The 25,763-nt window shown below is 63.8% G+C and carries 25 protein-coding genes; 11 read left to right on the top strand and 14 right to left on the bottom strand.

Annotation, left to right across the window (positions count from 1 at the left end):
- Window positions 1-147 precede the first annotated feature (147 nt).
- The 3 genes from dxs (at window position 148) to RHPLAN_RS14115 (ending at window position 4,990) form a co-directional block, all read left to right on the top strand.
- Window positions 148-2,073, top strand: a complete 1,926-nt coding sequence (gene dxs, locus RHPLAN_RS14125; protein WP_068031190.1) for a 1-deoxy-D-xylulose-5-phosphate synthase — start codon at window positions 148-150, stop codon at window positions 2,071-2,073.
- Between the two features lie 226 nt (window positions 2,074-2,299).
- Window positions 2,300-3,721 carry an MATE family efflux transporter gene (locus RHPLAN_RS14120; RefSeq protein ID WP_068018882.1) on the top strand — a complete coding sequence of 474 codons (1,422 nt, stop codon included), beginning with the start codon at window positions 2,300-2,302 and terminating at the stop codon, window positions 3,719-3,721.
- A gap of 27 nt (window positions 3,722-3,748) precedes the next feature.
- Window positions 3,749-4,990: a class I SAM-dependent RNA methyltransferase gene (locus tag RHPLAN_RS14115; protein WP_068018878.1), complete on the top strand. Its 1,242-nt coding sequence runs from the start codon at window positions 3,749-3,751 to the stop codon at window positions 4,988-4,990.
- On the opposite strand, the gene RHPLAN_RS14110 is transcribed toward RHPLAN_RS14115, so the two are convergent.
- From RHPLAN_RS14110 to fabI, 6 genes are all read right to left on the bottom strand, one after another.
- Window positions 4,987-6,114 (bottom strand): FAD-dependent oxidoreductase, encoded by a 1,128-nt coding sequence (locus tag RHPLAN_RS14110; protein ID WP_068018875.1) that lies wholly within the window; start codon window positions 6,112-6,114, stop codon window positions 4,987-4,989. The genes RHPLAN_RS14115 and RHPLAN_RS14110 overlap by 4 nt on opposite strands.
- 35 nt (window positions 6,115-6,149) lie before the next feature.
- On the bottom strand, window positions 6,150-6,995 hold the full coding sequence (locus RHPLAN_RS14105) for a DUF1194 domain-containing protein (RefSeq protein ID WP_068018871.1): 846 nt from the start codon (window positions 6,993-6,995) through the stop codon (window positions 6,150-6,152).
- Between the two features lie 80 nt (window positions 6,996-7,075).
- On the bottom strand, window positions 7,076-8,167 hold the full coding sequence (gene ribB / locus RHPLAN_RS14100) for a 3,4-dihydroxy-2-butanone-4-phosphate synthase (RefSeq protein ID WP_084244874.1): 1,092 nt from the start codon (window positions 8,165-8,167) through the stop codon (window positions 7,076-7,078).
- A 15-nt stretch (window positions 8,168-8,182) separates the two neighbouring features.
- Window positions 8,183-9,298: a chorismate synthase gene (gene aroC / locus RHPLAN_RS14095; protein ID WP_068018869.1), complete on the bottom strand. Its 1,116-nt coding sequence runs from the start codon at window positions 9,296-9,298 to the stop codon at window positions 8,183-8,185.
- Between the two features lie 455 nt (window positions 9,299-9,753).
- Complete coding sequence (locus RHPLAN_RS14090) at window positions 9,754-10,353, bottom strand: histidine phosphatase family protein (RefSeq protein WP_068018866.1); 600 nt, start codon at window positions 10,351-10,353, stop codon at window positions 9,754-9,756.
- Between the two features lie 21 nt (window positions 10,354-10,374).
- Window positions 10,375-11,199 (bottom strand): enoyl-ACP reductase FabI, encoded by an 825-nt coding sequence (gene fabI, locus RHPLAN_RS14085; RefSeq protein ID WP_068018865.1) that lies wholly within the window; start codon window positions 11,197-11,199, stop codon window positions 10,375-10,377.
- Window positions 11,200-11,509: 310 nt separating this feature from the next.
- On the opposite strand from fabI, the gene RHPLAN_RS14080 reads away from it, so the two are divergent.
- Window positions 11,510-12,001, top strand: coding sequence for a sigma-70 family RNA polymerase sigma factor (locus tag RHPLAN_RS14080; RefSeq protein ID WP_068031184.1), 492 nt, complete (start codon window positions 11,510-11,512; stop codon window positions 11,999-12,001).
- A 15-nt stretch (window positions 12,002-12,016) separates the two neighbouring features.
- Window positions 12,017-12,832: an anti-sigma factor family protein gene (locus RHPLAN_RS14075; protein ID WP_084244872.1), complete on the top strand. Its 816-nt coding sequence runs from the start codon at window positions 12,017-12,019 to the stop codon at window positions 12,830-12,832.
- Here RHPLAN_RS14075 and RHPLAN_RS14070 read toward each other — a convergent pair.
- Both RHPLAN_RS14070 and RHPLAN_RS14065 read right to left on the bottom strand, forming a co-directional pair.
- Window positions 12,805-13,854: a DnaJ C-terminal domain-containing protein gene (locus RHPLAN_RS14070; RefSeq protein ID WP_068018861.1), complete on the bottom strand. Its 1,050-nt coding sequence runs from the start codon at window positions 13,852-13,854 to the stop codon at window positions 12,805-12,807. The genes RHPLAN_RS14075 and RHPLAN_RS14070 overlap by 28 nt on opposite strands.
- A gap of 131 nt (window positions 13,855-13,985) precedes the next feature.
- Entirely contained in the window at window positions 13,986-14,465 is a 480-nt protein-coding gene (locus RHPLAN_RS14065) for an RT0821/Lpp0805 family surface protein (RefSeq protein WP_237180137.1), read from the bottom strand.
- Between the two features lie 100 nt (window positions 14,466-14,565).
- Between RHPLAN_RS14065 and pdxH the strand changes: the two genes are divergently transcribed.
- Both pdxH and RHPLAN_RS14055 read left to right on the top strand, forming a co-directional pair.
- Window positions 14,566-15,207: a pyridoxamine 5'-phosphate oxidase gene (pdxH, locus tag RHPLAN_RS14060; protein WP_068018854.1), complete on the top strand. Its 642-nt coding sequence runs from the start codon at window positions 14,566-14,568 to the stop codon at window positions 15,205-15,207.
- Window positions 15,208-15,271: 64 nt separating this feature from the next.
- Window positions 15,272-16,027, top strand: a complete 756-nt coding sequence (locus RHPLAN_RS14055) for an SDR family NAD(P)-dependent oxidoreductase (RefSeq protein ID WP_068018851.1) — start codon at window positions 15,272-15,274, stop codon at window positions 16,025-16,027.
- A gap of 97 nt (window positions 16,028-16,124) precedes the next feature.
- On the opposite strand, the gene RHPLAN_RS14050 is transcribed toward RHPLAN_RS14055, so the two are convergent.
- Window positions 16,125-16,406 (bottom strand): hypothetical protein, encoded by a 282-nt coding sequence (locus tag RHPLAN_RS14050; RefSeq protein WP_068018848.1) that lies wholly within the window; start codon window positions 16,404-16,406, stop codon window positions 16,125-16,127.
- A 246-nt stretch (window positions 16,407-16,652) separates the two neighbouring features.
- Here RHPLAN_RS14050 and RHPLAN_RS14045 point away from each other — a divergent pair, with 246 nt between their 5' ends.
- Window positions 16,653-17,585 carry a LysR family transcriptional regulator gene (locus tag RHPLAN_RS14045; protein WP_068018845.1) on the top strand — a complete coding sequence of 311 codons (933 nt, stop codon included), beginning with the start codon at window positions 16,653-16,655 and terminating at the stop codon, window positions 17,583-17,585.
- Entirely contained in the window at window positions 17,582-18,556 is a 975-nt protein-coding gene (locus tag RHPLAN_RS14040) for a Bug family tripartite tricarboxylate transporter substrate binding protein (protein WP_084244870.1), read from the top strand. The genes RHPLAN_RS14045 and RHPLAN_RS14040 overlap by 4 nt, the downstream gene beginning before the upstream one ends.
- A gap of 100 nt (window positions 18,557-18,656) precedes the next feature.
- Here the strand turns inward: RHPLAN_RS14040 and RHPLAN_RS14035 are convergent, their stop codons facing one another.
- Window positions 18,657-19,331 (bottom strand): PhoH family protein, encoded by a 675-nt coding sequence (locus tag RHPLAN_RS14035; RefSeq protein WP_442971830.1) that lies wholly within the window; start codon window positions 19,329-19,331, stop codon window positions 18,657-18,659.
- A 563-nt stretch (window positions 19,332-19,894) separates the two neighbouring features.
- Here RHPLAN_RS14035 and RHPLAN_RS14030 point away from each other — a divergent pair.
- Entirely contained in the window at window positions 19,895-20,602 is a 708-nt protein-coding gene (locus RHPLAN_RS14030) for a DUF4336 domain-containing protein (RefSeq protein WP_335341067.1), read from the top strand.
- On the opposite strand, the gene RHPLAN_RS14025 is transcribed toward RHPLAN_RS14030, so the two are convergent.
- Entirely contained in the window at window positions 20,580-21,557 is a 978-nt protein-coding gene (locus RHPLAN_RS14025) for a magnesium transporter CorA family protein (protein WP_068018839.1), read from the bottom strand. The two genes, RHPLAN_RS14030 and RHPLAN_RS14025, sit on opposite strands and share 23 nt — an antisense overlap.
- 354 nt (window positions 21,558-21,911) lie before the next feature.
- On the bottom strand, window positions 21,912-22,124 hold the full coding sequence (locus RHPLAN_RS14020; RefSeq protein WP_068018835.1) for a hypothetical protein: 213 nt from the start codon (window positions 22,122-22,124) through the stop codon (window positions 21,912-21,914).
- Between the two features lie 379 nt (window positions 22,125-22,503).
- Here RHPLAN_RS14020 and RHPLAN_RS14015 point away from each other — a divergent pair, with 379 nt between their 5' ends.
- A complete protein-coding gene (locus tag RHPLAN_RS14015; RefSeq protein WP_068018832.1) occupies window positions 22,504-23,199 on the top strand; it encodes a L,D-transpeptidase in 696 nt (231 codons plus the stop codon).
- Between the two features lie 69 nt (window positions 23,200-23,268).
- Here RHPLAN_RS14015 and RHPLAN_RS14010 read toward each other — a convergent pair whose 3' ends face one another.
- Window positions 23,269-24,981 carry an extensin-like domain-containing protein gene (locus RHPLAN_RS14010; RefSeq protein ID WP_198164914.1) on the bottom strand — a complete coding sequence of 571 codons (1,713 nt, stop codon included), beginning with the start codon at window positions 24,979-24,981 and terminating at the stop codon, window positions 23,269-23,271.
- A 102-nt stretch (window positions 24,982-25,083) separates the two neighbouring features.
- Entirely contained in the window at window positions 25,084-25,761 is a 678-nt protein-coding gene (locus RHPLAN_RS14005; protein ID WP_084244868.1) for a peptidoglycan recognition protein family protein, read from the bottom strand.
- Between the last annotated feature and the right edge of the window lie 2 nt (window positions 25,762-25,763).

Below are 25,763 nucleotides of genomic sequence, written 5' to 3'. Positions count from 1 at the left end.
CCGGCGGAACCTAGTGTTTTTCCAAAGGATTGGTTGAAATACAAGGCAGTTCCAATCTACTGTAACAGGCTTGTGGCGCTGTTTCGGTATATTCAGAAGCCTCGCCCGGAAGATGCGACGTATCAATAGTTTGTGGTGGAGAATTTGGTGGCTCAATCGTCCAAGACGCCCCTCCTTGATCAGATCCGCACGCCAGATGATCTGCGCCGGCTACCCGAGAGCCAGCTGCGCCAGGTTGCCGACGAATTGCGCACCGAGACGGTCGATGCAGTGGCAGTCACGGGTGGTCATTTGGGCGCCGGTCTCGGCGTCGTCGAGCTTACGGTTGCGCTGCATTACGTGTTCAACACGCCTGCCGACCGTATCGTCTGGGACGTCGGCCATCAGGCCTATCCGCATAAGATTCTGACCGGCCGCCGCGACCGCATCCGCACGCTGCGCCAAGGTAACGGGCTCTCCGGTTTCACCAAGCGCGCCGAGAGCGAATACGACCCGTTCGGCGCCGCGCATTCATCGACCTCGATCTCGGCAGCTCTCGGCATGGCCGTGGCGCGGGATCTCTCAGGCGGCAAGAACAACACCATTGCGGTCATCGGAGACGGCGCGATGACCGCCGGCATGGCCTATGAGGCGATGAACAACGCCGGCGCCATGAACTCGCGCCTGATCGTCATCCTCAACGACAACGACATGTCGATTGCGCCGCCGGTCGGCGCCATGGCGGGCTATCTGGCCCGGCTGTTCTCCGGCCACACCTATCGTTCGCTGCGCGAGATTGGCAAGCAGCTCGCCAAGCGCCTGCCCAAGGCGCTCGAGATCGGCGCGCTGCGCGCCGAGGAGTTTAGCCGCGGCATGGTCACCGGCGGAACTTTGTTTGAAGAGCTCGGATTCTACTATGTCGGCCCGATCGACGGCCACAACATGGACCAGTTGCTGCCCGTGCTGAAGAACGTGCGCGACAGCCAGACCGGCCCGATCATCGTCCACTGCCGTACCCAGAAAGGCAAAGGCTACGAGCCGGCCGAGAAGTCCGCCGACAAGTATCACGGCGTGGTCAAGTTCGACGTCGCGACCGGCATCCAGGCCAAGGCCAAATCGAATGCGCCGGCCTATCAGAAGGTGTTCGGCGAGAGCCTCATCAAGGAGGCCAAGAAGGACAACAAGATCGTCGGCATCACCGCCGCAATGCCGTCCGGCACCGGCATCGACCTTTTCGAGAAGGTGTTTCCGGAGCGGACCTTCGACGTCGGCATCGCCGAGCAGCACGCCGTGACGTTCGCGGCAGGACTCGCAACCGAGGGCTACAAGCCGTTCTGCGCGATCTATTCGACCTTCCTGCAGCGCGCCTATGACCAGGTGGTGCACGACGTCGCGATCCAGCGGCTGCCGGTGCGCTTCGCCATGGACCGCGCCGGCCTGGTCGGGGCCGACGGCCCGACGCATGCGGGTTCGTTCGACATCGCCTATCTCGGCTGCCTGCCCGGCATGGTGATCATGGCGGCGGGCGACGAAGCCGACCTCGTGCACATGGTCGCGACGCAAGTCGCGATCGACGACCGTCCGTCGGCGCTGCGCTATCCGCGTGGCGAGGGCGTCGGCGTCGAGATGCCGACCGAGGGCAAGCCGCTCGAGATCGGCAAGGGCCGCATCATCCGCGAGGGCAGCAAGATCGCGATCCTGTCGCTCGGCACGCGGCTGTCGGAATCGCTGAAGGCGGCCGAAGAGCTCGCGGCCTACGGCCTCTCCACCACAGTGGCCGATGCGCGTTTTGCCAAGCCCCTCGACACTGATCTGGTGCTGCGGCTCGCCGCCGAGCACGAGGTGCTGATCACCATCGAGGAAGGCTCGATCGGCGGTTTCGCCGCGCAGGTGTTCCAGACGCTGTCCGACCATGGTGCGCTCGACCGCGGCCTGAAGATCCGCGCCATGGTGCTGCCTGATACCTTCATCGATCAAGACTCGCCGAACGCGATGTATGCCAAGGCCGGTCTCGACACGAAGGGCATCGTGAAGAAGGTGTTCGAGGCTCTCGGCAAGGACGCCGCCAAGGTCGAGACTGGCCGCCTTGCTTGACAGTTGGCGCGCATTCCCGCGCGCCAGACATTCTCATCGTTGATCGAAGCATCAGCACGATCGATTTGACCGCCGTTTTGTGACCTCTTCGTCACGCGACATTGATTTGGCGCGCCCGATTGCCGCGTGCGCCTTCCCAATTTCTCCACGATCGATACTTACTCAGGCGCGCCTCGAGCCAACTGCCTTGAGCAGATTTGGCTTTCGAGGACTGACGGCCCAAATCATGACGATGCCCGAACAAGCCCTCGCGGGCGCGGCGCCTGCCTCCGCGAGCCGAACGATCTGGCGCGACGAGTTGATCGAGACGGTCAAGCTCGCGCTGCCGATTGCGCTCACGCAACTCGGCCAGGTCGCGATGATGACGGGCGACCTCGCCCTGCTCGGCCGGCTCGGCAATCAGGTGGTGGCGGCGTCCGCGCTCGCTCACACCATTTTGTTTGCGTTTTTCATTGTCGGCATGGGTCTGGTTTCAGCGGTGTCGCCGCTTGCCTCACAGGCCTTCGGAGCGCGCGATCCGCGCATGGTTCGCCGTGCCCTGCGCGCAGGCCTCTGGGCCGCGACGTTGCTCGGCGTGCCCGTGACAATGTCGCAGCTCTACGGCGAGCAGATGCTGCTCGCGCTCGGCCAGACGCCCGAGGCGGCAAAGCTCGCCGCGAGCTATCTGCACGGACTCGCCTGGTGCATCGTGCCGGCTTGGTGGTTCATCGCGCTGCGCGGCTTCATGCAGTCGGTCAACCGCCCGGAGCCCGGGCTTTGGATCACGCTCGTTGCGATCCCGGCCAACACCGCGCTGGCCTATGCGCTCATCTACGGCGAGTTCGGCCTGCCGCGACTGGAGATGTTCGGCGCCGGGCTTGGCACCGCCATCATCAACCTCTGCATGTGCATCGCCGCGGTGTGGGTCTGCACCACCTGCCGGCCGTTCAAGAAATTCCACGTGCTCGGCCGTTTCTGGCGGCCGGATTGGTCGCTGTTCGGCCGTCTGCTCGCGATCGGCGCGCCGATCTCGGGCACCATGCTGTTGGAATTCGGCTTATTTGCCGCGGCTGCCCTGCTGATGGGCCTGATCGGCACCGAAGCGCTCGCCGCGCATCAGATCGCGCTCACGACGGCGTCGATCCTGTTCATGGTGCCGTTCGGCGTGTCGATGGCGGCGACCACACGGGTCGGCCATGCGGTCGGCCGGCGCGACAAGGAGGCGACACGGCGCGCAGGCATGACCGCCATCGCGCTGGGCATGGCGTTCATGGCGGCGATGACTCTGCTGGTTGCGCTCGTGCGCCAATTCATTCCGCTGCTGTTCCTCGGGCTCGACACGCCCGCATCGGACACGACGCTTCAACTTGCCGCGCTGCTGCTGGCCGTCGGAGCGAGCTTCTTCATCGCCGATGGCGTGCAAACCGTCGCAGTCGGCGCACTGCGCGGGCTCAACGACACGCGCATGCCGCTCCTGTTCGCCGCGATCTGCTTCTGGGTGATCGGATTCTCCGCGTGCTGGGGGCTTGGCTTCGCTCTGGATTATGGCCCGGCCGGAATCTGGATCGGCCTGTCGATCGGGCTGATGGTCTACGCGATCCTCTTGATCCGGCGCTTCCACTTGCTGACCCGGCGCGGCTATCTTCCGGACGTGGCCTCCGCTAAGTGAGGCGCTCGTCCGCAGAAATTCAGGTCAATGACCGAACGCCTCGTTATCGATCACATCGCCCACCGCGGCGACGGCGCGGCCGACACGCCGGATGGCCCGGTGTTCGTGGCCTATGCGCTGCCTGGCGAGACCGTCGAGGTCGAGCGCGTGCCGGGCCATCCGGACCGCCGCCATCTCCTGCGCGTCGATACGCCGAGCCCCGAGCGCATCGAGCCGTTCTGCCAGCATTTCGGCGTCTGTGGCGGCTGCGCGATCCAGCATTGGAGCGAGGCGCGCTATCGCGAATGGAAACGCGATCTGGTCGTGACCGCGCTCCAGCAGGCCGGCCTCAAGGCGCCGGTCGCCGACCTGATCGATGCCCACGGCGAAGGCCGCCGCCGCGCCACGTTCCATGCGCGGCGCGGCACCCATGACATCATCGAGGTCGGTTTCGCCGCGCCGCGTGCGCACCACATCGTGGCGATCGATCGTTGTCCGATCCTGACCCCTGCCCTCGACGGCGCTCTCGCCGCGGCCTGGGCAGTGTCCGAAATCCTCAAGCCTGAAAAGAAGCCGCTCGACATCCAGGTGACTGCGACCGAGGCGGGCATCGACATGGATGTGCGCGGCTCGGGCGCGCTCAACCCCGCGCGGATGACCGCGCTGGCACAGGCCACCGGCAAGCATCGGCTAGCCCGGCTGACCCGTCACGGCGAACTGGTGGCGCAGCGCGCGGCGCCGACCGTGATGATGGGCCGGGCGCGCGTGACATTGCCGCCGGGTGCGTTCCTTCAGGCGACCGTGGCCGGCGAAGAGGTCCTCGCCCGGCTGGTCGATGGTCATATCGCGCGCGGGAAGCTCGCGGCCGACCTGTTCTGCGGCCTCGGGCCGTTTGCACTGCGGCTCGCCGAGCGCATGCGAGTCGCCGCCTTCGATTCCGATGCCGCGGCAACCACCGCGCTGAAGGCCGCAGCCGCTGCCACCTCAGGGCTCAAGCCGGTCGACACCGAAGCGCGCGACCTGTTCCGCCGGCCGCTCGTCGGCCAAGAGCTCAAACGCTTTGACACGGTCGTGTTCGATCCACCGCGTCAGGGCGCGGAGGCGCAGGCCCGCGAGCTCGCGAAAAGCGAGGTGCCGCGGATCGTCGCGGTGTCGTGCAATGTCGCGACCTTCGCCCGCGACATGCGCCTGCTCGTCGACGGCGGCTACCGTCTCGGCACGGTAACGCCCGTCGATCAGTTCAAGCACTCCGCTCATATCGAGATCGTGGCGCTGCTGGAACGCGCTTAAATCGGCGCGTTGAGTGCCAGCATCGAACTTCTCTGCAGGGCGGCCTGTTCTTCGCCGGCGGCCCGGCCCATTTCCAGCTCCCCGAGCCGCACCGAATTCTCCACCACCATGCGGCAACGGTCATAACGCCGGGCGGTGAACTGTGCGAGCGCGTCATCGAGCGCCAAGTCGGACGATAGAAGATCGGCCAGCACCAGCCCATCCTCGACGGCAAGGCCCGCGCCGGACGCCAGATGCGGCGTGGTGGCATGCGCGGCGTCGCCAATCAGCACGGCGCGACCGCGATGCCAAGGCGGCGGCAGCAGGAGCTTTTCCAGCGGCCGGTAATTGATGCGCGATGCCGGGCCGAGCGCGTCTCGGATATCGCCGAGCGCGCCGCCAAAGCCGCGAAGCTGCTCGGCCAGCAGCGCCGGAAAGCGCTCCTCCGGCATGCGTGGATTATCCGGCACGTGCTGCAGCAGAAAGAGATACATCTCGGTCCGAGACACCGGCGTGATGCCGGCCTTCACCGGGCCGCCGACATAGACATGAGCGCAGTCGATCTCGTCCGGCCGCGGCACCACCGCACGCCAGCAGCCCTGCCCGGTCAACGCGGGTGCCGGCGCATCGGGAAACAGCATCTCGCGCATTCCCGAATGAATGCCGTCCGCACCGATCACAAGATCGGCGCTGAACTCAGCGCCGTCGCTCAAAACGGCTGATACGCCTTCATCGCGCTGCTCAAACCGTGCCACCGAAACACCAAGCCGAACTGCCGCGCCCGATGCCCGTGTCGCCTCGGAGAGAATTCGGTGAAGAACTGGCCGGAGGATGCCACCACTGTTCGGGATATGCTCGCCAAGCGGCCGCCCGACGACACGCGACGGAACGATCACGCTGCCGTCCGCGCCGCAGATGCGCGTGGCGTTGTAGCAGTACCCCTCGGCCACGATCCGATCGAGCAGACCCAGTTTATCGAAGGCGCGCAGGCTCGGCCCTGTGATGGTGATGCCTGCGCCATAGACACGCCAGCCCGGATCGATCTCGACGATCGTCGCTGAAATCCCAACGCGCTGAAGCGCAATGGCGAGCGACATGCCGGCGATGCCGCCACCTGCGATCAACACGCGTTGAATTTGTCCCATCGTCCGGCGAATTCCCATCCGGCAAGATTGCGGGGCTAGTTGCCCCAGCGCTCCTGCCACAGCCGCTCGCCGATGGTGCAGGAGACACGCGGCGCGGCGGCCGCGGCCGGCACGACCGGACGCTCGGGCCGGCGTCCCGCAATCTCCAGAACGAGCTTGGTGCGGATCGCCTCCTTGAACTGGTCGCGCTCCTTGATTGGAATCACGAACGAGCCGGGCCCGCCGATCACGCAGTCTTCGTAGTAGACGTCGAGCTGATCGATATCGAGCGTGCTGATGTTCGGGCGCTTGAGCATGACCGGCAACCCGTTGATGGTGATGCCCTTGGCCAGCACCTCGTCGCGTGCCACGGTGACCACCGGCCCGTTGTTGTTGACGCCGTCGCCCGACACGTCGATCACGCGCCGGACGCCACGATAGCCGCTGCCCTCGAACAACGGCGCAGCGAACAGCAGCGCCGAGGAGATCGAGGTGCGCGAGGCGCGCGTGTAGCGGGCGCGGCCGATGTCGGCGGCGAAGGCATCGGCAGTTTCCGGCCCGTCAATCAGCCGCCACGGCACGATGATCTGCTGGTGATGCGAGCCGGCCCACTCGACATAAGTCAACGCGATGCGGCCGTTCATGCCCTGCTTGACCGCCTGCAGGAAATCCCGCGACGTGATCGCAGCCATATAGCCTTCGCGCTGCAGCTGCTGCTCGTCGGGGTCCATTGAGTAGGACACGTCGACTGCGAGAACGACCTCGACGTCGACCGGTGTCGCGGCCGAGGGCGTGCCCTGTGCGATGATTTGCGGGCCTGAAGGCGCGGCGATGCCGAAGCTTGCAGCAGCCGCGGCCGAAAGCACCGCGATGATGGAAAACGCCAACAGACGCCATCGCATGCGAGCCTCCGCAATCACCAGCCTGGATCATGGTGACACGCGTCGGCCACCAGGGGAAGCCGGAGCGATCGGACCGCGGTTCAACTGTCCGTGGTTTCGGTCTCGGTGATCTCGATGCCGAAGCCCGCGAGGCCCACATAGGTGAAGCGCGCCGAAGTGAGCAAGCGGATCGAGGAGATGCCGAGGTCCTTGAGAATTTGCGCACCGAGACCGACCTCGCGCCACTGCCGCGTGCGCGCGGCCTCCGAGCTCGTATCGAGCGACGGAATGGTGTTCATTGGAACGCCTGCGGTGCCGTCGCGCAGCACCACGATGACGCCGCGGCCCTCCTGCTTGAGGCGTTGCATCGCCGAGTGCACCGGGTTGGCGCCGCCAAACACGTCGCGGATGATGTCGGCGCGGTGCAGACGGGTCAGAACGTTCTTGCCATCGCCGATCTTGCCGTAAACGACGGCCATGTGGTTCACGGAGTCAAACGGCGTCAGGTAGGCGTAACCGTTCAGCGTGCCGATCTCGCTCTTCACCGGGAATTCGGCGACGCGCCGGACCAGTTTCTCGCGCGCTTGGCGATAGGAGATCAGATCGGCGATCGAGATCTGCGCGAGCTTGTGCTTCTGCGCGAAGGCCGCAACCTGCGGACCGCGCATCACGGTGCCATCGTCGTTCATCAGCTCGGACAGCACACCCACCGGCGGAAGCTCCGCCAGACGGCAGAGATCGATGCAGGCCTCGGTATGGCCCGAGCGCATCAGCACGCCGCCCTCTTTCGCGACCAGCGGAAAGACGTGGCCCGGCCGGACGAAATCATTCGCACCGCTGTTGCTGTTGGCCAGCGCGCGCACGGTGTTGGTGCGCTCTTCCGCGGAGATGCCCGTGGTGAGCCCGTGGCGGACGTCGATCGTGACGGTGAAGGCCGTGCCGAGCGGCGCATCGTTCGCTGCCACCATCGGATCGAGATGCAGCCGCCGCGCCTCGCCGGCCGAGAGCGGCGCGCAGACGATGCCCGAGGTGTGACGGATGATGAAGGCCATCTTCTCAGGGGTGCAGAGAGAGCCTGCAACGAACAGATCGCCTTCGTTCTCGCGGTCGTCGTCGTCGGTGACGACGACTATCTCGCCCCGGGCAAAGGCGGCTATGGCCGCTTCTATCTGTTCGTGACTTTCGATTACCAAGACGACCTCACCCGCTTATTTCGTGAACGGCCAAGCCAACGGCTCGCCGACCTGACCTCGATGACGTAGATAATGATCGGCGATGACGCAGGCGACCATGGCCTCGCCGATGGGGACCGCCCGGAGCCCGACGCATGGGTCGTGACGGCCCTTGGTGACCACCTCAGTCTCATTTCCGTAGCGGTCGACGGTCTTGCGCGGCGTCAGGATCGACGAAGTGGGCTTCACGGCAAAGCGCACCACCACCGACTGCCCGGTCGAGATGCCGCCGAGGATGCCGCCCGCGTTGTTGGATAGAAATCGCGGCTTGCCGTCGTTGCCCATCCGCATCTCGTCGGCGTTATCTTCGCCGCTGAGGGTCGCTGCGCCAAAGCCCGCGCCGATCTCGACACCTTTCACGGCGTTGATGCCCATGATGGCTCCTGCAAGATCGCCGTCGAGCTTGCCGTAAATCGGCGCGCCGAGACCAGGCGGCACGCCCTCGGCGACGACCTCGATCACTGCGCCGACCGACGAGCCCTTCTTGCGCACGCCATCGAGATAATCCGCGAAACGCACCGCGGCCTTGGCGTCGGGGCAGAAGAACGGATTGCGTTCGACCTCATCCCAATCCCAGGAATTGCGGTCGATGGTCTCACTGCCCATCTGGATCAGCGCGCCGCGCACCGTAAGTCCCGGCACGATCTTGCGCGCAATCGCTCCGGCCGCGACCCGCATCGCGGTCTCGCGCGCCGAGGCGCGGCCGCCACCGCGATAGTCCTGCAGGCCGTATTTGATATCATAGGTGTAGCCAGCGTGGCCGGGGCGATACGTATCCTTGATCGCCGAGTAATCCTTGGAGCGTTGGTCGACGTTCTCAATCAGCAGCGCGATCGGCGTGCCGGTCGTGACCTGGCCGCCGGTCGCCTCATCGCCGAACACGCCGGAGAGGATTTTGACCGTGTCCGGCTCCTGGCGCTGGGTGGTGAAGCGCGATTGCCCGGGACGGCGCTTGTCGAGGTACGGCTGGATGTCGGCCTCGGTCAGCGGAATGCGCGGCGGGCAGCCATCGACCACGCAGCCGATGGCAGGTCCGTGGCTCTCGCCGAACGTCGTGACGCGAAAGAGATGGCCGAAGGTATTGAACGACATGAGAGTTCTGCTTGTGGCGGTGTGGTAGCCCGCGCCCGTTGCGTGGTCAAAGCATAGTCGGCGCTGCGCACTCAAATGAACGTCCATTCAGATGCCTGAACGGCGGTTAATGGCAACCTGAATGTCCGTTAAGTTACGGAAATATAAGCACTTTTTTCATTTTCCCCATTGCGTGAGCGAAGCCTGTGTGCCATCTTTATTCACGGTAAGGGGCTGAGCCCACCTGCCGGCGGTTTAACACTCATCCGAAGGAATACGACCATGGCGATGAAGAAGAAGAAGAAGGCGAAGAAGGCCGCGAAGAAGTCCTAATGGGACTTCATGCCGGTCTCTTCCGAGACGGCATGGCCATTTGTCTTAAGCGGGATACCCAAGGGTGTTTCGCCAAAACGGCCGAGCGAAAGTTCGGCCGTTTTGCTTTTTGGGATCGCTGCCGCAGATCCCGCTTTTCCCGATCACTCGTGCCGTATCATGGATTTACCGTCGAACACGTAGACCACGCCCTGGCCGATGTTCCCCATCGAGGCTGCCGCGGGCTCGGCCACGCCGATATACGCCATTAACACGCGGCAAACGCCGCCATGCGCAGCCGCCACGGTTTCGCGCTCGAGGCCCTCGTACCAGACCTGCACACGTTTCTCGAGCTGTGCGTAACTCTCGCCGCTAGGCAGCACGAAGCCCCATTTGTCGCGCTGTTGTTCGGCAAGCGCCGCGGCCTCGCGCGATTGCAGTTCCGCGTAGGTGAACCCCTCCCAACGGCCGAACGACATCTCCATCAGCCGCGCATCGGTGCGATAGGCTCCAGGCTCAAGCCCCATCCCGCCGCGCATCAGTTCCATGGTTTCACGCGCGCGTCCGAGTGGGCTCGACACATAATTGTAGTCCGCAATCGCGCGGCCGTTGCGCGCGAGCAGGTCGCGCAGCAGAACGCCGCAGTGCTCAGCCTGCGTGCGGCCAAGTGCATTGAGCGGGATGTCGTGCTGGCCCTGAAGCCTGCGATCCCGGTTCCAGTCGGTCTCGCCGTGTCGGACGAAATAAAGAATGGGTCGCGGCATGATCGTTCGTGTTGCGCCGCTTTATCTTTTGCCCATGGTGATGTCGATATCCGGCGCTTCCGGATGCTTCATACCGACGATGTTGTAGCCGGCATCGACATGAAGGATTTCAGCGGTGACGCCGCGCGACATGTCGGACAAAAGATACACCGCTGCATCGCCGACCTCCTCGGTCGTCACCGTACGCCGCAGCGGCGCGTTGTGCTCGGTCCAACCGAGGATATAGCGGAAGTCACCGATGCCCGAGGCCGCGAGCGTCTTGATCGGTCCTGACGAGATGGCGTTGACGCGGATCTTCTTAGCCCCGAGATCAGCCGCAAGATAGCGCACCGAGGTTTCGAGCGCGGCCTTGGCCACGCCCATGACGTTATAGTGCGGAATCCATTTCTCGGCGCCGTAGTAGGTCAGCGTCAAAAGCGAGCCGCCATTCGGCATCAGCTTCTCGGCACGTTGCGCGACCGCCACGAACGAATAGCAGGAGATCGACAGCGTCTTGCTGAAGTTGTCCGGTGTGGTGTCGACGTAGCGGCCGTCGAGCTCGTTCTTGTCCGAAAACGCGATCGCATGCACGACGAAGTCGAGCGTGCCCCAGTTCGCCTTCGCCGCCTCGAACACCGCGTCGACGCTCGCCAGATCCTGCACGTCGCAATGGCCGAGCAAGCAGGCGCCGATTTCCTTGGCGAGCGGCTCCACACGTTTTTTCAGTGCGTCGCCCTGATACGTGAAACCAAGCTCGGCGCCCTGCTCGCGGCAGGCCCTGGCGATGCCCCAGGCCAACGAGCGGTTGTTGGCGACGCCTAAAATCAGGCCGCGCTTGCCGCGCATCAGACCTGCGTGTTCCGCCATGATCTGCCCACCCACCGGCTTCGGGGCACGATCCCAAAAGAGCCGGCGCAATGCCTAACGCGCGGCAGGAAAACGGAACTTTCGGAAACGGCCGTGCTCAACCACGGTCCTATGGCACAGGGCCCAAAGCCCATCAAGCGCGGCTGCCCGGAGCGGCCTGCAAACGTTAATATGCGCAATTGCACGCCAGGGAATGTTGCCGGCTTTTCGGAATATGCGGGCAAAGGGCGGTGTTTTCCTTTCACAGTCCGAAGTGTCTTAAGTCCAGGTTTTTGGTTCAAGACGTTCAAGTCCATTTGTGGAGCGCGGGGTGAATTCGTTTCACCGTGACGTCGAGGCGGCCATTCCGGCATTGCGGCGCTATGCGCGGGCGCTGACGCGCGATGCGGAGATCGCCGACGACCTCGTGCAGGACACGCTGGTTCGGGCATTGCGCTCCGAGCATCTGTTTCATGGCGGCGAGGTGCGGAGCTGGCTCTACACCATCCTGACCAACCTTAACCGCAACCGCCTGCGCTCGCTCTCGCGGCGGCCAACGCTGACACCGATCGAGGATCATGACGTGGCCGCCGCCACCGGCCCAGAAGCCGGCGGACGCGACATCGAGCGCGCGCTCGAGATGCTGGTTGACGAGCAGCGCACCGCGCTCCTTCTCGTGGTGCTGGAAGGCCTCACCTATCGCGAGGTCGCAGAAATCCAAGGCGTGCCGATCGGCACCGTGATGTCCCGCCTGGCGCGGGCCCGAACCCAGATCAAGTCTTACCTCGACGGCGAACGCCCCACGCTTCGCCGGATTAAATAACAAGAAGGTGCAACAATGGTCGACCAAACTCCTGTGACCGAATACGAGCTTCATCTCTACGTCGACGGCGAATTGCCGGTCGGACGCAGGGAAGCGGTCGAGGCCTGGCTCGCCAATCATGCGGAAGATGCCGCGCGCGTCGCGTCCTGGCGCGAGCAGGCCACGCTCATTCGCCAGCGCTTCGCTCACATCGCCGAGGAGCGGGTGCCGGACAAGCTCAAGCTTGCGGCGATCACGCGCACCCGCCGGTCGTGGGGAGCAATTGCGGCGACTGCCGCGATCGCGGCGTTCTTCGTGGGCGGCATCGCCGGCTGGGTCGGCCGCGGCGCCTCAGCCGCAGCCCCAAGCGAAACCGAAGTGTTCACCAGCGACGCAATGGTTGCGCACCGGCTGTACATCAGCGAGGTGCGGCACCCGATCGAGGTCAAGGCCGAGGAGGACCACCTGTTGCCATGGCTGTCGCGGCGCGTCGGCACGACGCTGCGCGCGCCCGACCTCAGCGCGTTCGGTCTGAAGCTGCTCGGCGGCCGGCTGCTGCCGGGCGTGGCGAGTCCTGCCGCGCTGTTCATGTATGAAGGCGGCAGCGGCGAACGCTACACGATCTACTGCTCGAAGGTCGACGCGGCGCGCACCTCGTTCCGTTACGAGGACAACACCAACTTCGGCTCGGTGCGGTGGATCGAAGGCAATTACGGCTGGGCGCTGAGCGGGCCGAAAGACCGCGACCTGCTCAAGTCGATCGCCAGCGCTGCCTACGACCAGATCGAGAACCGGCCGCCGCCGACCTCACGGAGTTCGGCCGATCAGCTTCTGTCGCGCCGCGGATCGTAGGGTTTGCTGTCGCGCCACTTCTTCATGAGCGCTTCGAGCTCGGAATCGGGCTGCTCGGGAAGCACAATGCGCACGGTGGCATAGAGATCGCCCTGGCCATCTTTTGACGGCAGGCCCTTGCCCTTCACCCTCATGGTGCGGCCTGAATTCGTATTCGGCGGAATCGCAAGTTCGACCGCGCCGTCGAGCGTCGGCACCCGCACCCGCCCGCCCAGCACCGCCTCATAGAGCGTCACCGGCAGTTCCAGCCGCAAGTTCGCGCCATCGCGCTCGAAGGTCGGGTGCTTGGCGACATGCACGGTGATCAGAGCGTCGCCAGGAGCGCCCGCACCGGGCATGCCCTGCCCTTTCAGCCGGATGGTCTGGCCGTCAGCCAAGCCCGCCGGCACCTTGACGTCGATCTCCTTGCCGGTCGGCAGATGCACGCGGCGAGACGCGCCGGTTGCGACCTCGTTGAGCGTGATCGTCACCTCACCCGACACATCACTCCCGGCGCCGCCAACGCCCGCTCCAAAGTCGTCCGGCTCGAACTGCGTGCGCCGCCGGCCGCGGCCGCGTGCTGCGCCGGCCGCTCCCGCCGCGCCGAACATCTCCTTCAGAATGTCATCGAAGCCGCCACCGCCGCCTGCCGCGCCCGCTCCCGGACCACCGCCGTGACGCTGGAAGCCGCCCGGGCCCCAGGTGAAGCTTTCGAAATGGCTATCCTGAGCGCCACCCTGCGCGCCGCCGCCCATATTGCCCCAAGGACCTTGACCAGCCCCGCGTCCGGCGCCGCCGCCCGGAAAGCCCTGAAAGCGTGGCTTGCCCTCGGCGTCAATCTCGCCGCGGTCGAACGCCTTGCGCTTGTCCTCGTCGCCGAGGATCTCGTAGGCGGCGTTCAGCTCGGCGAACTTCGACGCCGCTTTCTTATCGTTCTTGTTGGCGTCCGGATGCAGCTTCTTGGCGAGCTTGCGAAAGGCGCTTTTGACCGTTCCGGCGCTCGCATTCTTCTGCACCCCCAGGACGTCATAGGGGTCGCGCATCCCACCACTCCAGAAAATTGCCCCAAAAGACCTAACGGACTGCACCGGGAGTGCAGCCGAAACAGGTCATCTATGTGGTGACTATTCGGCCCCGCCGCAATGATTCGCGCAACGGGCTCAGGACTTAGTCCTTAGGACCGGGTCCAGGGGCGCATGGTCCGGACCTCCCAAGCCCCCAGTTTCCCTCGTGCCTTGCCGCGGCAAGCCTGCCCCTGGAGCCAGCGCTCGGGCGCCCCGCGGCGAACGTAGCTCGCCAGGAAGTCGTGGCAGACGTCGCTGTCCCGGGCATAGGCGCGGGCGATCGGCGTCACGGTCCCGCGCGCCCCGCTGCTCGGGTTCTCCCAAGGCGCGCTGACTTCCTTGCTGCCGCGCTTGAGCACATCGACGATCGCCATCCGGGCGAACACCAGGTCGGTTTCCGAAGGCAGCCCGTCGGTCGGGACCGCTGCCGAGGCTTTGAGCGTCGGCTCCGACGTCGAACCGGTCGCCTCCTCGCTGGCCAGCGCCTGGGCCTGGAATTGGGTTTGCGCCTCGTCGCTCTTGGACTTGGCAAAGATGCCGGAAAGGCCTCCGGTCATGGCGCAGCCGGACACCATCAGTCCCAGCGCCACGAAGGCGCCGAACCGTAGGCTTGCCCCAACCATTCCACTATAAGAAGGCAGCCGGTATGAGCGTTCTGCCACCGGGCCGGCCATACAGGTACTCCGAAACATGTCCGATGCAGCCCCTAGTCTTCACACAACTGGGTTAACGGTTGGTGATTTCACCGCGGCCGACGAGCCGCTGCGGCTGTTCGGCCAGTGGCTTGAGGAGGCGACGCGTAGCGAGCCGAATGATCCCAATGCCATGTCGGTCGCAACCGTCGACAGCAGCGGCATGCCGGACGTCCGCATGGTCCTGCTCAAAGGCTTCGACGACCAGGGCGCGGTCTTCTACACCAACATGGACAGTCAGAAGGGCCGCGAGCTTGCCGCCAATCCGAAGGCCGCGCTGCTCTTCCATTGGAAGTCGTTGCGTCGGCAGGTTCGCTTGCGCGGACCCGTGGAGCGCGTCAGCGAGACCGAGGCCGACGCCTACTTTGCCACCCGCTCCCGTCTGTCCCAGCTCGGCGCCTGGGCCAGCAAGCAGTCCGAGCCGCTGGAGAGCAGGCTTGCCTTCGAGAAGGCGGTGGCGCTCTACACGGCCAAATACGCCATCGGCACAGTGCCGCGACCACCACGCTGGTCGGGCTTTCGAGTCGTTCCAATGAGGATCGAGTTCTGGGAGGACCGGCCATTCCGCCTGCACGAGCGGGTTGAGTTCCACCGCGATGCGATTGGCGCGCCTTGGAGCAAGACGCGGCTCTATCCGTGAGCTAGGCTTCTTGCTCCGCTAGTTTCTTGCCGTCCTCTCACTATTTGTGCGCTAGAACCGCGTCATGCCGACCACGCCACAACCCAATCACCCACGCCGCACGCTGCTCCTCACCGGGGCAAGCCGCGGCATTGGGCACGCCACGGTGAAGCGCTTTTCGGCAGCGGGATGGCGCGTCATCACCTGCTCGCGGCATCCTTTTCCCGAGAATTGCCCGTGGGAGATGGGCCCCGAAGATCACATTCAGGTCGATCTCGCAGACCCTGAGAATACCGGCCACGCCATCGCGGAGATCAAACGCCGCCTCCCCGACGGCGAGTTGCACGCGCTGGTCAACAATGCAGCGATCTCGCCGAAAGCCGAAGGCGGCAAGCGGCTCTCGTCGATCGACACCACACTCGACGTCTGGCAGCAGGTGTTCCAAGTGAACTTCTTTGCGCCGATCATGCTGGCGCGCGGGCTCGTCAAGGAACTCGCCGCAACCAAGGGCTCGGTGGTGAACGTCACGTCGATTGCGGGCTCGCGCGTGCATCCGTTCGCGGGCTCGGCCTATGGCACGTCCAAGGCTGCACTTGCGGCGCTCACCCGCGAGATGGCCGGCGACTTCGGCCCGCTCGGCATCCGCGTCAATGCTATTGCACCGGGCGAGATCGACACCGCGATTCTCTCGCCGGGCACCGAGCAGATCATCCCGCACATTCCGCTGCACCGGCTCGGCACCACCGACGAGGTGGCCAAGATCATCTACGTCCTATGCACCGAGATGTCGTCCTATGTGAACGGCGCCGAGATTCACATCAACGGCGGCCAGCACGTTTAGCACTGCTGTCGTCCGAAGCAGACCTTTGCGGCCTTGGAGAGGCTCCGGTTCTGCCAGAGCCTCTTTGGCTTACACCCGACGCCCCACAATCAGACGCTCACCACCAATAGCGGCGATAAGGCCGGTAATAGCCCCATCGGTAAGGTCGATAGGCCGGGTAGTAGCCATAGGCGTAGTAGCCAGGACGCCAGAAGCAGCGGCGGCCGTAGAAGCCGTAGCGGCAGACATAGGCCACGTCCTGGGTGAGGCCGATGTTGTTCGCGTCAGCACGGAGACCTGCCGGAGCCGGCGTGCCGAACGCTGAAGCCGGAGCGGACAGTGCGGCAACCGCGATCAACGATGCCACCGCCGTTCCGAGTGCAAAACGAAGCCTGCGCATTTTTGCTCTCCTATCGAGGGTCCATCGCCCTTGGACATCAAAGTAGGTCCTGCAAGCTGAACCGGACCTGACGGACGCGTTTATGATGCAGTTTAACGCTGGAACGCCGCTCACGGTTTCGCAACCGCTGCGCACATCGCAGTCCGTTACAAGCCCATTGCATGGCCACTTCTTTCAATTTGCTGTTGCCTATCCAGGCGCGGTCTACCGTAGAATGCGGTTCCAAGCACTGCTGGACGGGTCTCCATGAGCAGCAAGATCGAGCTGCGCCACCACCGCTATTTCCTGAAACTTTGCGACGAGAAAAGCTTTACGCGCGCCGCAGAGCATCTGAACATCACGACTCCGACGCTCACGCACCAAATTCAAATGCTGGAGCGCGAGCTCGGCGTTCAATTGCTCGACCGCACGAGCAGAAAGAAATTCGAGCTCACGCAAGCCGGCGCCCGGTTTCGGGAAAACGCGCGGGCGGTCGTGCATCATGCGGCCGAAGCCGAACTAAGTGCACTGCAGGCTGCCCGTGGCGAGGTCGGTCGGTTGAACCTGGGCTATATGCCTTCAGTCTCCGCTTGTGGATTGATGGCAGACGTTCTTGCCGGCTTTCAGAAAGAGCGTCCCGGCATCGAAATCAATCTCCGGCTTCTCGTGTCGCCTGCACAGTTCGAGGCCGTGGCACGTCACGATCTCGATGCCGGCTTTTGCGCTCCGCCCACGAAGTTCCCTTCCGGCCTCAGCGGTTTCGAGGTCTTCACCGAACCCTTGGTGCTGGTCATGCACGAGCAGCACCGGCTCGCCAAAAGCAGAACGCCGATCCCGCCAGCAGCGCTCAAGAACGAACCATTTGTGGTTGCAGCCGTGGAAAGCGATATGGCGTTTCGCAGCCTGACGCAGGCCGTGATCGAGCTCGGCGGTTTTCTTCCCAGGGTTTCGAGACGGGCCGGCGACATGGTCTCCATCCTCACCTACGTCGCCGCGGGATATGGTATCGCGGTCGTGCCCGGCTCGATACCCATCATGAAAATTCCGAACCTGGTGTTCCGAAATTTTCTGGGCTCCAGCACGAAACAGTTTCCAATCGTGTTCGTGCATCGAACCGATGATCCGTCGAAAAGCACCAGGTCGTTTATCGAATACATGACGCACTACCGGCAGGGCGTCACGCAGCGGGGGCGGAAATGAGATTTTTGTGCGCTTTGCTGGTGATGGCCTGGCTTGTCCTGGCCAACACCGCGCTGGCGCAACAGAACACCGAATTTCCGAATCGCGCGGTTCGGCTTGTCGTACCCTTCCCGCCTGGCGGCCCGACCGATGTTTCCGCACGCATCGTCGGACAGAAGCTCAGCGAGCTCTGGGGACAACCTGTCGTGATCGAAAACCGGCCAGGTGCGGACACCGCCATCGGCGCACAAGCGGTGGCGCGTGCGGAGCCGAACGGACACACACTCCTCGTGGCAGTGGATTCGACGCTGACGGTCAACCCACTCATCCGCACCGACCTGCCTTACAACCCCAGTGAGGATTTCGCGTCGGTCGCGCTCCTCTTCAAGAACACGACCCTGCTGACGGTGAAGTCCGACGGACCAGCCACAGCGAAGGAATTGATTGCGAAAGCGCGCGCCAATCCGGGCAAGCTGAACTACGGGGCCGGCATACCGGCCAATCGGCTGGCAGCTTCGCTGTTTATCGAACGAGCGGGTATCGATGTTCAGTACATCCCTTTCAAAGGCGGGTCCGATCTTGTCGCGGGGCTTTTGAACCGCAGCCTCGATTTTGCCGTCGACAGCGCGGCAGCCAGCCTGCCGGCCATTCAGGCGGGAAACCTTCGCGCGCTTGCCAAGATCAGCAACAGCGTGTCGCTTCCATCATTGCCGGATTTGCCATCGTTGTCGGCTGCGGCGGACATGCAGTCGCTTGAGGACATCACAAGCTGGGCCGCTTTGGTGGCCCCGCGCGCCACGCCACGGTCGGTTATCGACAAGCTGCACAACGACGTGCGCCGGGCATACAGCGATCCCGTTGTCCTTGAAAAGCTCGGCAACGCGGGAATTGGCGCAGCCACGTCGACCCCCGCAGAGTTGGATGCATTCTTGTCTCAAGAGCGACGCCGCTGGCAAAGCGCGATCGAAGGCGGAAAAATCAAGCTCAACTGAGGCGGTGTTGCCGAGCATAGGCCAGACAAAAATGAAACCGCCTCACCCTTACCTGGGGTGAGGCGGAGATAATCGCCGCGTGCGTGCAATGAACCGACCGCTACAGCTTTGCCTCGTCGAACGCGCGCACCCACATAGCGCAGATGCCCGAACGAACGATGTCGTCGCGGCTGAACTCGATCACCGGCACCTGCAGCGCCTGAGACTTCACCATATCGATCACCGTGCGAAGCCCGCTAGCGTGGTCAATATCACACTGACTGATGTCACCGTTGATCACCACGGTGCAATCGTCGCCGATGCGCGTGAGGAAGGTCTTGATCTCCGCGAGCGTGGTGTTCTGCGCCTCGTCGAGCAGCACAAAGGCGTTCTTCCACGAACGACCGCGCATCACCTCGAAGGGCACCAGTTCAATATCGCCCTTCTTCAGCGCGATCTCGTAGGCGGCCGCGCCGATCCGCTCCTTGATGGCCTCGATCACCGGCGCAGCCCAGGGCCCGAACTTGGCCTCGAGCGTGCCGGGAAAATAGCCGAGCGAACGGCCGCACGGAATGTTCGGCCTGGTGAGGATGATCTTGTCGATCTGTCCGGCCCGGAACAGGTCGGCCGCGTAGGTCGCAGCCATCCAAGTCTTTCCGGTGCCGGCGGGTCCCAGCACGATCACCTGCGGGCAGCACCGCAACGCATCGAGGTACGCAGCCTGCGTTGCATTCAGCGGCCGGATCGGGGGAAGAGCCCGCTCCTCCTCGAATTTGCCTCCGCGGAAGCTGATGATCTCGGCGGTGTCGAGATCAAGGCCGCGAAGCGCGCGACGCTGCTTCTTGCCGAAGTGCTTCTTGCTGTAGTGCTTACCCAAGATAGACTCCTTTTGCCGGACCCGGAGGAAGGGAAAAGCCTGAGCGCCCCGCGCGAATGCGCGAGGTTGGTTCTTGGTTGAAGGTGTGAGGCGTGGTGATGCGGACGGCGCGGCGGCAGGCGAGCGAGCAGCGGTATCCGAGGTTTGGATACCGGTGGCCTGTCATCGGATCACAACCGAACGAGCCGTCATGCAAGAATCATCATACGCGATTCGCGTGACAATTTCTTTGCCGGCGACAGCATGAATTCTTTACCGGCGAGGGCGTGCGCGTGTTAACCAGTCTTATACCGATGCGCTCTGCGAACACGTTGAGTCGCGCGCTCTGAACGTTTGTCCGCAAATCGGACGGAACAATCCGTCCGCGCGTCACTTGGACGTAAGGGCGACTTCAATTTGTGGCGGTCGGATGATCGAGCCGAATCTCACTTATCCGCCGCTCGACACTCTCAAACCCATTGCCGACAATGTCTGGATCGTGGATGGGCCGGCCGGTCATCCGGTTTGGCGCGCCGTGGCCGAAGATTCCCTTTTCGACGAGGATGACCGTGATCCGCTTGCCAAGCGGCGAGCTGTTTGTTCACTCCCCGACTCATCTTGTCGCAAGCCTCAAGACCGAGATCGAGGAACTCGGCCCACCGCGCTTCATCGTCGCCCCCAATCGCCTGCACTACTGGTGGCTACCCGAATGGCGGGATGCGTTCGGCAAAGCGCAAACCTTCGTTGCCCCGAAAGTTCGCAAGCAGGCCGGCGACCACATTCGCTTCGACTGCCAAACCATCGACCACGAAAGCGGATATCCTTGGGACGGCGAGATCGCGACACTGCCGATCGCAGGCAGCTACATGACCGAGATCGCATTCCTGCACCGGGCCACCCGGACGCTGGTGCTCACCGATCTCATCGAAAATTTCGAGGCCAAAAAGATCAAGTCGCCATTCATTCGTTTTTTGACCTGGGCCGGCGGCGTGCAGGATCCGAACGGCAGCACTCCGCGCGACCTTCGGGTGACGTTCGCGAAACGGAGACCGGAGTTCATCACTGCCATACGTCAGATGATCGAGTGGGATCCGGAGCGCATCATCATCGCTCACGGGCGTTGGTACGACCGTGATGGGAAAGCTAAATTGATCAGAGCGTTTCGGTGGCTGCTCGATGGGAACGAGTCTAAAGCCACTTCTTCCATTTGAAGAAGTAATACGGCAGCACGGCCGCAGCGATCATCATGATCAGCGCCATGGGATAGCCAAGCGTCCATTCGAGCTCGGGGATGAGCTTGAAGTTCATGCCGTAGATGGTGCCGACGAGCGTCGGCGGCAGGAAGACCACGGCCGCGATCGAGAATATCTTGATGGTGTTGTTCTGCTCGAGCGTGACGACGCCGAGCAGCGCATCGAGCAGAAACTGGATCTTGTTGCCGAGATAGCTGGCATGGTCGCTGAGCGACAGCACGTCGCGCTGCATCGCCTGAAGCTGCAACCGCACGTCCTTGGCCCAGCGCATGCCTTCGGCCTCGTTGGCGAGGAACAGCAGCAAACGGCCGAGCGACACCAGGCTCTCGCGCACCTTGGAGGTGAGATCGCCCTTGATGCCGATCACCTTCAGCGTGGTGATGTAGGACTGGCCCTGCTCCGGGCCTCTCCCATGCGGGTCGAAGATATCGTGCGAGACCTGGTCGATGTCTATGCCGATACGTTCGAGCAGATCGGCTTCGCGGTCGATCACCGCGTCGAGCAGCTCCATCAGCACCGACTCGCCGTTGATGCTCTGCGGGCAATTGCGCGTCAGCTTGTTTGAGATCAGCATGAACGGCTTGGGGTCGTCGTAGCGCACCGTGACAAGGCTGTGCTTGGCCAGGATGAAGGTCACCGCCGTGGTCTTCGGCACCACGGTGTCGGAGTTGCACATCAGCGTCGCGGTCATGAAGCGGGCATGGTGCTCGGTGTAGAGCCGGCTCGACACCTCGATTTCCTGCATCTCCTCGCGGGTCGGCACCGCGATCCCGAGCCGGCCTTCGATCAGCTTGTCCTCGCCGGGGGCCGGATTGATGAGGTCGAACCACACCGCGTTTTCGGGCACGTCATCACCCGAGACCACCGTGTGGCGTTCCAGCGAAGAGCCGTTCGGCACGTAGACGTCAAGCATGAGAAACCCGGATTGCGCTGCGCGGCTTTTGAAGGACGCCGACGCCGTGCAGCGCCCGGTCCATGCATCTGATGAACTGCCCCCGGCCACTCATGGCCAAAAGCTCACCGGCTCGCAAGAAAAAAGGCAGCAAGAAACGGTGTCATAAATGGCGCGTCACGTTGTCATGACATTGTCGAAAGCGCGTGGGCGCGCAACGTGGCCGTGCCTTCCCTGAAGGAGACAGGTGGACACCGCCGACGATGCGATGGCGTGGCGATCCGCGATCAATCAAACAAAGAAGGGCGGCCGCAGTCACCCGCGGCCGCCCATGGCGGCGAATCCCTTTAGGGCTCTAAGACCTCGCGCGCGGCGTCAGTTGGCCTGCTCGAAGCGCTGGTCGATGCGCGGTGCTTTCATCGGCTCTTCAACCCGCTTGCCGGGATTCGAATAACGGCATGCGGCGGCGACCGCCTCGATGCCGATGGCGGCGTAGCGGTGCTGCAATCCGGTCTGACCCGACCGAGACTGCTGCTGCTGTGGCGATGGCGGTGATTTCTGGCCTTGGGCCGTCTTCTTGTCGGTCATTGTTGGTCTCCAGTCGTTTCCTTTCCCCATGCCGAAAACGTAAGCAGCGTTCGCGGCGAAAATGGGCAACAAATCGTGCCCTGACGAGGCATTTCGGGGAAAAAATCCCCAATTCTCCCGTCTTTCCCGGGGGTTGGCGGAATATTCCGGCCAATTGCGATCAATCCATTAAGCACCCGGCATGGTTAACCTTCGTTTAAGGCCCTCGCCGGAGAATACCTGACAACGCGATCGCCACGATCCAGCACCGGGAACCGCCAACTTCGAGTTGCGGCTTTCCTGCAACAGGTCCACAACGGCTTGATCACACTGCTGCGCGCCGCCTGGAATCGGGGTCGGTAAATCGATTATCTAAGGGTCAAATAAACAGGTGGACCGCATGAAAACTTGGGAACGTGCCGGCAGAACGGCCGTTGTCTTTCTGGCGTTTGCCATGGGCGCGCTGCTCTCGGGCTGCGTGACAAGCGAAACCCTCGAACCATCAACGAACGCGAGCTTCACGGCACGCGACAAGAAGCTGCTGGCCAATCCTCCATACGCAAAGGCGCAGATCCCCGAACCATTTCAGCGCCACATCGTCGAATTCCATCGCAAGGAAGGCCCGGGCACCATCGTGGTCGATCCGGATGCGCGCTTTCTCTACTACGTGCTCGATGGCGGCAAGGCGATCCGCTACGGCGTAACCGTCGGCGAAGAGGCCCTTGTGTTCTCCGGCGTTGCCAAGGTCGGACGCAAGGAAGAGTGGCCGTCGTGGACGCCGACCGCCGACATCAAGAAGCGCCTCACCGGCATTCCTGATTTCGTCGGCCCGGGCCCGCACAATCCGCTCGGTGCGCGCGGCCTCTACCTCTACGCCAACGGCAAGGACACGCTGTTCCGCATCCACGGCACCAATCAGCCGGAATATATCGGCTCGGCCATTTCTTCGGGCTGCATCCGTATGACCAATGAGGATGTCATCGACCTCTACGGCCGGGTGAAGATGGGTTCGCCGGTGGTGGTGCTCAAGCCGACTGAAGGCGACTCACCGATGAGCCCGCGCGTGGCGCTCGGCGGCACCACCAACATGAACTGACGCGAAGCCTCAATTCAGATTGCGAACGGCGCCATCCTTCCGGATCGGCGCCGTTCTTCTTTGTGAACCTCAGAAGAAATTCCGCATGAAGCGGCGAACGTCACGTTCAAAGCGACGCCGCGGGTCGTAGTGGCGCGAGCGCTCGCCACGCGTCCCACGTTCGCTTCGGTTCGGCGTTTCCGGCTGCTGGATCTCCGCAAGCCGCTGCAGAGCCTCTGGCTTTCGCCGTGGCAGTGGCGGCGACACGGTTGAAAGTTGCAGGGCCTCCGAGGCTAGCGACGGCGACGCTTCGTCTTTCCGTTCCGGTCGAGCCTCAGGCTCTTTCGGCGTCGCTGCGGCCACATCGAACTTTGGCGGCCGCTCGTCTTTCGGCTTGTCTTGGCTCGCCTGATCGCGGCTCAATTCTTCTGTGGGCCGCTCATCTTTAACTTGCGGCGGTGGCGCTTCGGCCGCCGATTTGACGGGCGCCTCAGCGACCTCAGGCGGCTTGGGCCTCGGCATGGGTGGCTCAGCAATCACCGGCGGCTCGACTTTGGGAGCCGCGGCAACGGCTGGAGCCTGCGGTTCGTTCTTCGGCTCCGACTTGGATTCGATCTTTGGATCGATCTTGGGCTCGACTTTAGCCTCCACCTTGGACGGCGGCATAACTGGCGCTGCGGCCGCCGGTGGCGCAGAAGCGGTCGTGCGCTGCGACGGCTCAGGCTCCGACTGCGCGGCGATCAACGTCTCGCGCACGTTCCACTGACAGATCTTGGTGTTGTGCGAGCGCTCGGCCATGTCGAGATGGACGTGATCCCCGTGATAGGGATCGGCTCCCGGGCCAAGCACCGTCATGAAGCGGCTGCAGGCGGCGAGCCGGACCTTGTCGCGGAACTGCTTTGTGACGAGTTGGTCGGCGAGCGTGAACACCCCGCCGTTGCGCAACCGGAAGCTCCCGACGTCGAGTGCGTTTCCCTTGCCGTGCTCGGAGAGCTTGGCGCCTTTGACGTTGTTGCGCGGCCGGCAGTCATAGGCGTCGTAGTCATTGATGGACATCAGCGGCGAGCCGAGCGCCGTGCTCGCCGCGGGACCGACATCCTCACGCACCCACTCGGCAACCTGCTCAGCCATGCTGCACTGGATCTGCGGCGCTGGATTGAGCGCGACAACGGAGCGGTCCGGCATCAGGATACTGTCGAGCCGCACCAAGTCCGTTGCGCCACAGGCGCCTGGGCCGCTGCGGTTCGGCAGCGGCGAGTAGCGCGCGATCTTGGCAAGCCGCTCGGCGCAGGCGAGCTGCTCAGGCACCGGAGTGACCGCAGCAGGCGGGAGGGTGCGATCGAGCTGGCGCTGCAATTCCCGCTCGGCATCGCGGGTTGGCGCAGCTGCAGTGCGTGATGGCTTGTGCGGAATCTCAGAGGGCTTGGCATCGCGTGCGGCGACCGGCGTCGCAGTGCTCGAGGTCTCCGGTGGCGGCTCCGCGGTCTTGGCCTGCTGCGGCACACGCGGCGGGGGAAACACGTTGGCGGAGGCCTTGGCATTGGCTGCGCGATCCGTCTCGGGCATGCGGCGCAATTCGCGCTGCATCTCTCGCTTGGCCTCGAGCGCGCGGGCGGCTGACGGGCCGCGAGGCGGCCGCTGCTTGGTCTGGCGCTGGGGCGGTCCCAAAAAGGGAATGTCGTCCCAGCCTCGTCCGGCCGTGGGGCTCTTTTCAAGCCACGGGTCCGCGGTCGCAACGCCGGCAAATGCTACCGGAACAGCAAACACCGACAACAGCCATTTTCGGCCGCTTTTTATCGACACGATGCCGTCCCCGCTGGTTGACCGGCCCGCACGGCAGCGTGCGGAATGAGACATATCGGGAAGCATAACGCTGGAACCGGCCAGAAGTTCGCAAGAAATTTGTCAGCGATGGGCCGGAATAACGGCCGGCGGAACGGTTGTGGACGACGCGCCGGAGGGCACATAGGCCTGGGCGCGAACCCGCGCGGCCAGCGCGCAGCCTTCGCAGTAGCGGGCATCCTTGTAGTCGATCCAGTTGTGGGCATAGACGCGATCGACGGGAATGCCGTAGCGCTCCTGCACGAAGCGCACGAGCGCAAGGCCCGTCGCGAACTGTTCCGGCGTCAGCGGCTTGGCCACATCCGGATAATTGCCGGCGAATTCGATACCGATCGAATTCGTTCGCACCACCTGATGATAGGTCTTGGTGTTGTCGATGTACTTGTTGTCGTTGCGATTGGCGCCGTCGCCGTGCGTCGTGACCGTGGTTTCAGGCGTGGCCCAGTAGACGGTGCCGTCGGTCTCGACCCACAGCATGACACCTCGCTTGGTTGGATTTGCGGCCTGCTGCTTCGCCAGCGCCGCGGCCGAGCCCGCCGGCCCTTCCGTCTGATGCAGGATGATGTTCTGCCACGGCGCCGCCTTCGGATCGCCGAGCGGGCTGAGGTAGACGACCTTGAGACCCGGGATTGCTGGCATGCCAGCGCTGCGCGCCAGGCTGGCGAAGTCCGAGTCCTGCGCAAAGGCCTGACCGATCGACAGCAGGACCACGATGGCGAGAGACAAACGCGGGAACGGCATGG

It is taken from the genome of Rhodoplanes sp. Z2-YC6860 (assembly GCF_001579845.1).
Classification (GTDB): domain Bacteria; phylum Pseudomonadota; class Alphaproteobacteria; order Rhizobiales; family Xanthobacteraceae; genus Z2-YC6860.
The sequence above is the reverse complement of the archived record's forward strand: the minus strand, read 5'-3'. Positions and strand labels throughout refer to the sequence as shown.

Excerpts from the sequence above, each read along its gene's own strand:
- RHPLAN_RS14105 (WP_068018871.1), bottom strand. The coding sequence starts at position 6,995 with ATGCGATGGCGTCTGTTGGCGTTTTCCATCATCGCGGTGCTTTCGGCC.
- RHPLAN_RS14090 (WP_068018866.1), bottom strand. The coding sequence starts at position 10,353 with ATGCCGCGACCCATTCTTTATTTCGTCCGACACGGCGAGACCGACTGG.
- RHPLAN_RS14115 (WP_068018878.1), top strand. The coding sequence starts at position 3,749 with ATGACCGAACGCCTCGTTATCGATCACATCGCCCACCGCGGCGACGGC.
- RHPLAN_RS14120 (WP_068018882.1), top strand. The coding sequence starts at position 2,300 with ATGACGATGCCCGAACAAGCCCTCGCGGGCGCGGCGCCTGCCTCCGCG.
- RHPLAN_RS14110 (WP_068018875.1), bottom strand. The coding sequence starts at position 6,114 with ATGGGACAAATTCAACGCGTGTTGATCGCAGGTGGCGGCATCGCCGGC.
- RHPLAN_RS14025 (WP_068018839.1), bottom strand. The coding sequence starts at position 21,557 with ATGCTTGACGTCTACGTGCCGAACGGCTCTTCGCTGGAACGCCACACG.
- RHPLAN_RS14020 (WP_068018835.1), bottom strand. The coding sequence starts at position 22,124 with ATGACCGACAAGAAGACGGCCCAAGGCCAGAAATCACCGCCATCGCCA.
- fabI (WP_068018865.1), bottom strand. The coding sequence starts at position 11,199 with ATGGCGGAACACGCAGGTCTGATGCGCGGCAAGCGCGGCCTGATTTTA.
- RHPLAN_RS14030 (WP_335341067.1), top strand. The coding sequence starts at position 19,895 with ATGGGCCGGCCGGTCATCCGGTTTGGCGCGCCGTGGCCGAAGATTCCC.
- RHPLAN_RS14040 (WP_084244870.1), top strand. The coding sequence starts at position 17,582 with ATGAGATTTTTGTGCGCTTTGCTGGTGATGGCCTGGCTTGTCCTGGCC.
- RHPLAN_RS14050 (WP_068018848.1), bottom strand. The coding sequence starts at position 16,406 with ATGCGCAGGCTTCGTTTTGCACTCGGAACGGCGGTGGCATCGTTGATC.
- RHPLAN_RS14005 (WP_084244868.1), bottom strand. The coding sequence starts at position 25,761 with ATGCCGTTCCCGCGTTTGTCTCTCGCCATCGTGGTCCTGCTGTCGATC.
- RHPLAN_RS14075 (WP_084244872.1), top strand. The coding sequence starts at position 12,017 with ATGGTCGACCAAACTCCTGTGACCGAATACGAGCTTCATCTCTACGTC.
- RHPLAN_RS14015 (WP_068018832.1), top strand. The coding sequence starts at position 22,504 with ATGAAAACTTGGGAACGTGCCGGCAGAACGGCCGTTGTCTTTCTGGCG.
- RHPLAN_RS14070 (WP_068018861.1), bottom strand. The coding sequence starts at position 13,854 with ATGCGCGACCCCTATGACGTCCTGGGGGTGCAGAAGAATGCGAGCGCC.
- RHPLAN_RS14055 (WP_068018851.1), top strand. The coding sequence starts at position 15,272 with ATGCCGACCACGCCACAACCCAATCACCCACGCCGCACGCTGCTCCTC.
- pdxH (WP_068018854.1), top strand. The coding sequence starts at position 14,566 with ATGTCCGATGCAGCCCCTAGTCTTCACACAACTGGGTTAACGGTTGGT.
- RHPLAN_RS14045 (WP_068018845.1), top strand. The coding sequence starts at position 16,653 with ATGAGCAGCAAGATCGAGCTGCGCCACCACCGCTATTTCCTGAAACTT.
- aroC (WP_068018869.1), bottom strand. The coding sequence starts at position 9,298 with ATGTCGTTCAATACCTTCGGCCATCTCTTTCGCGTCACGACGTTCGGC.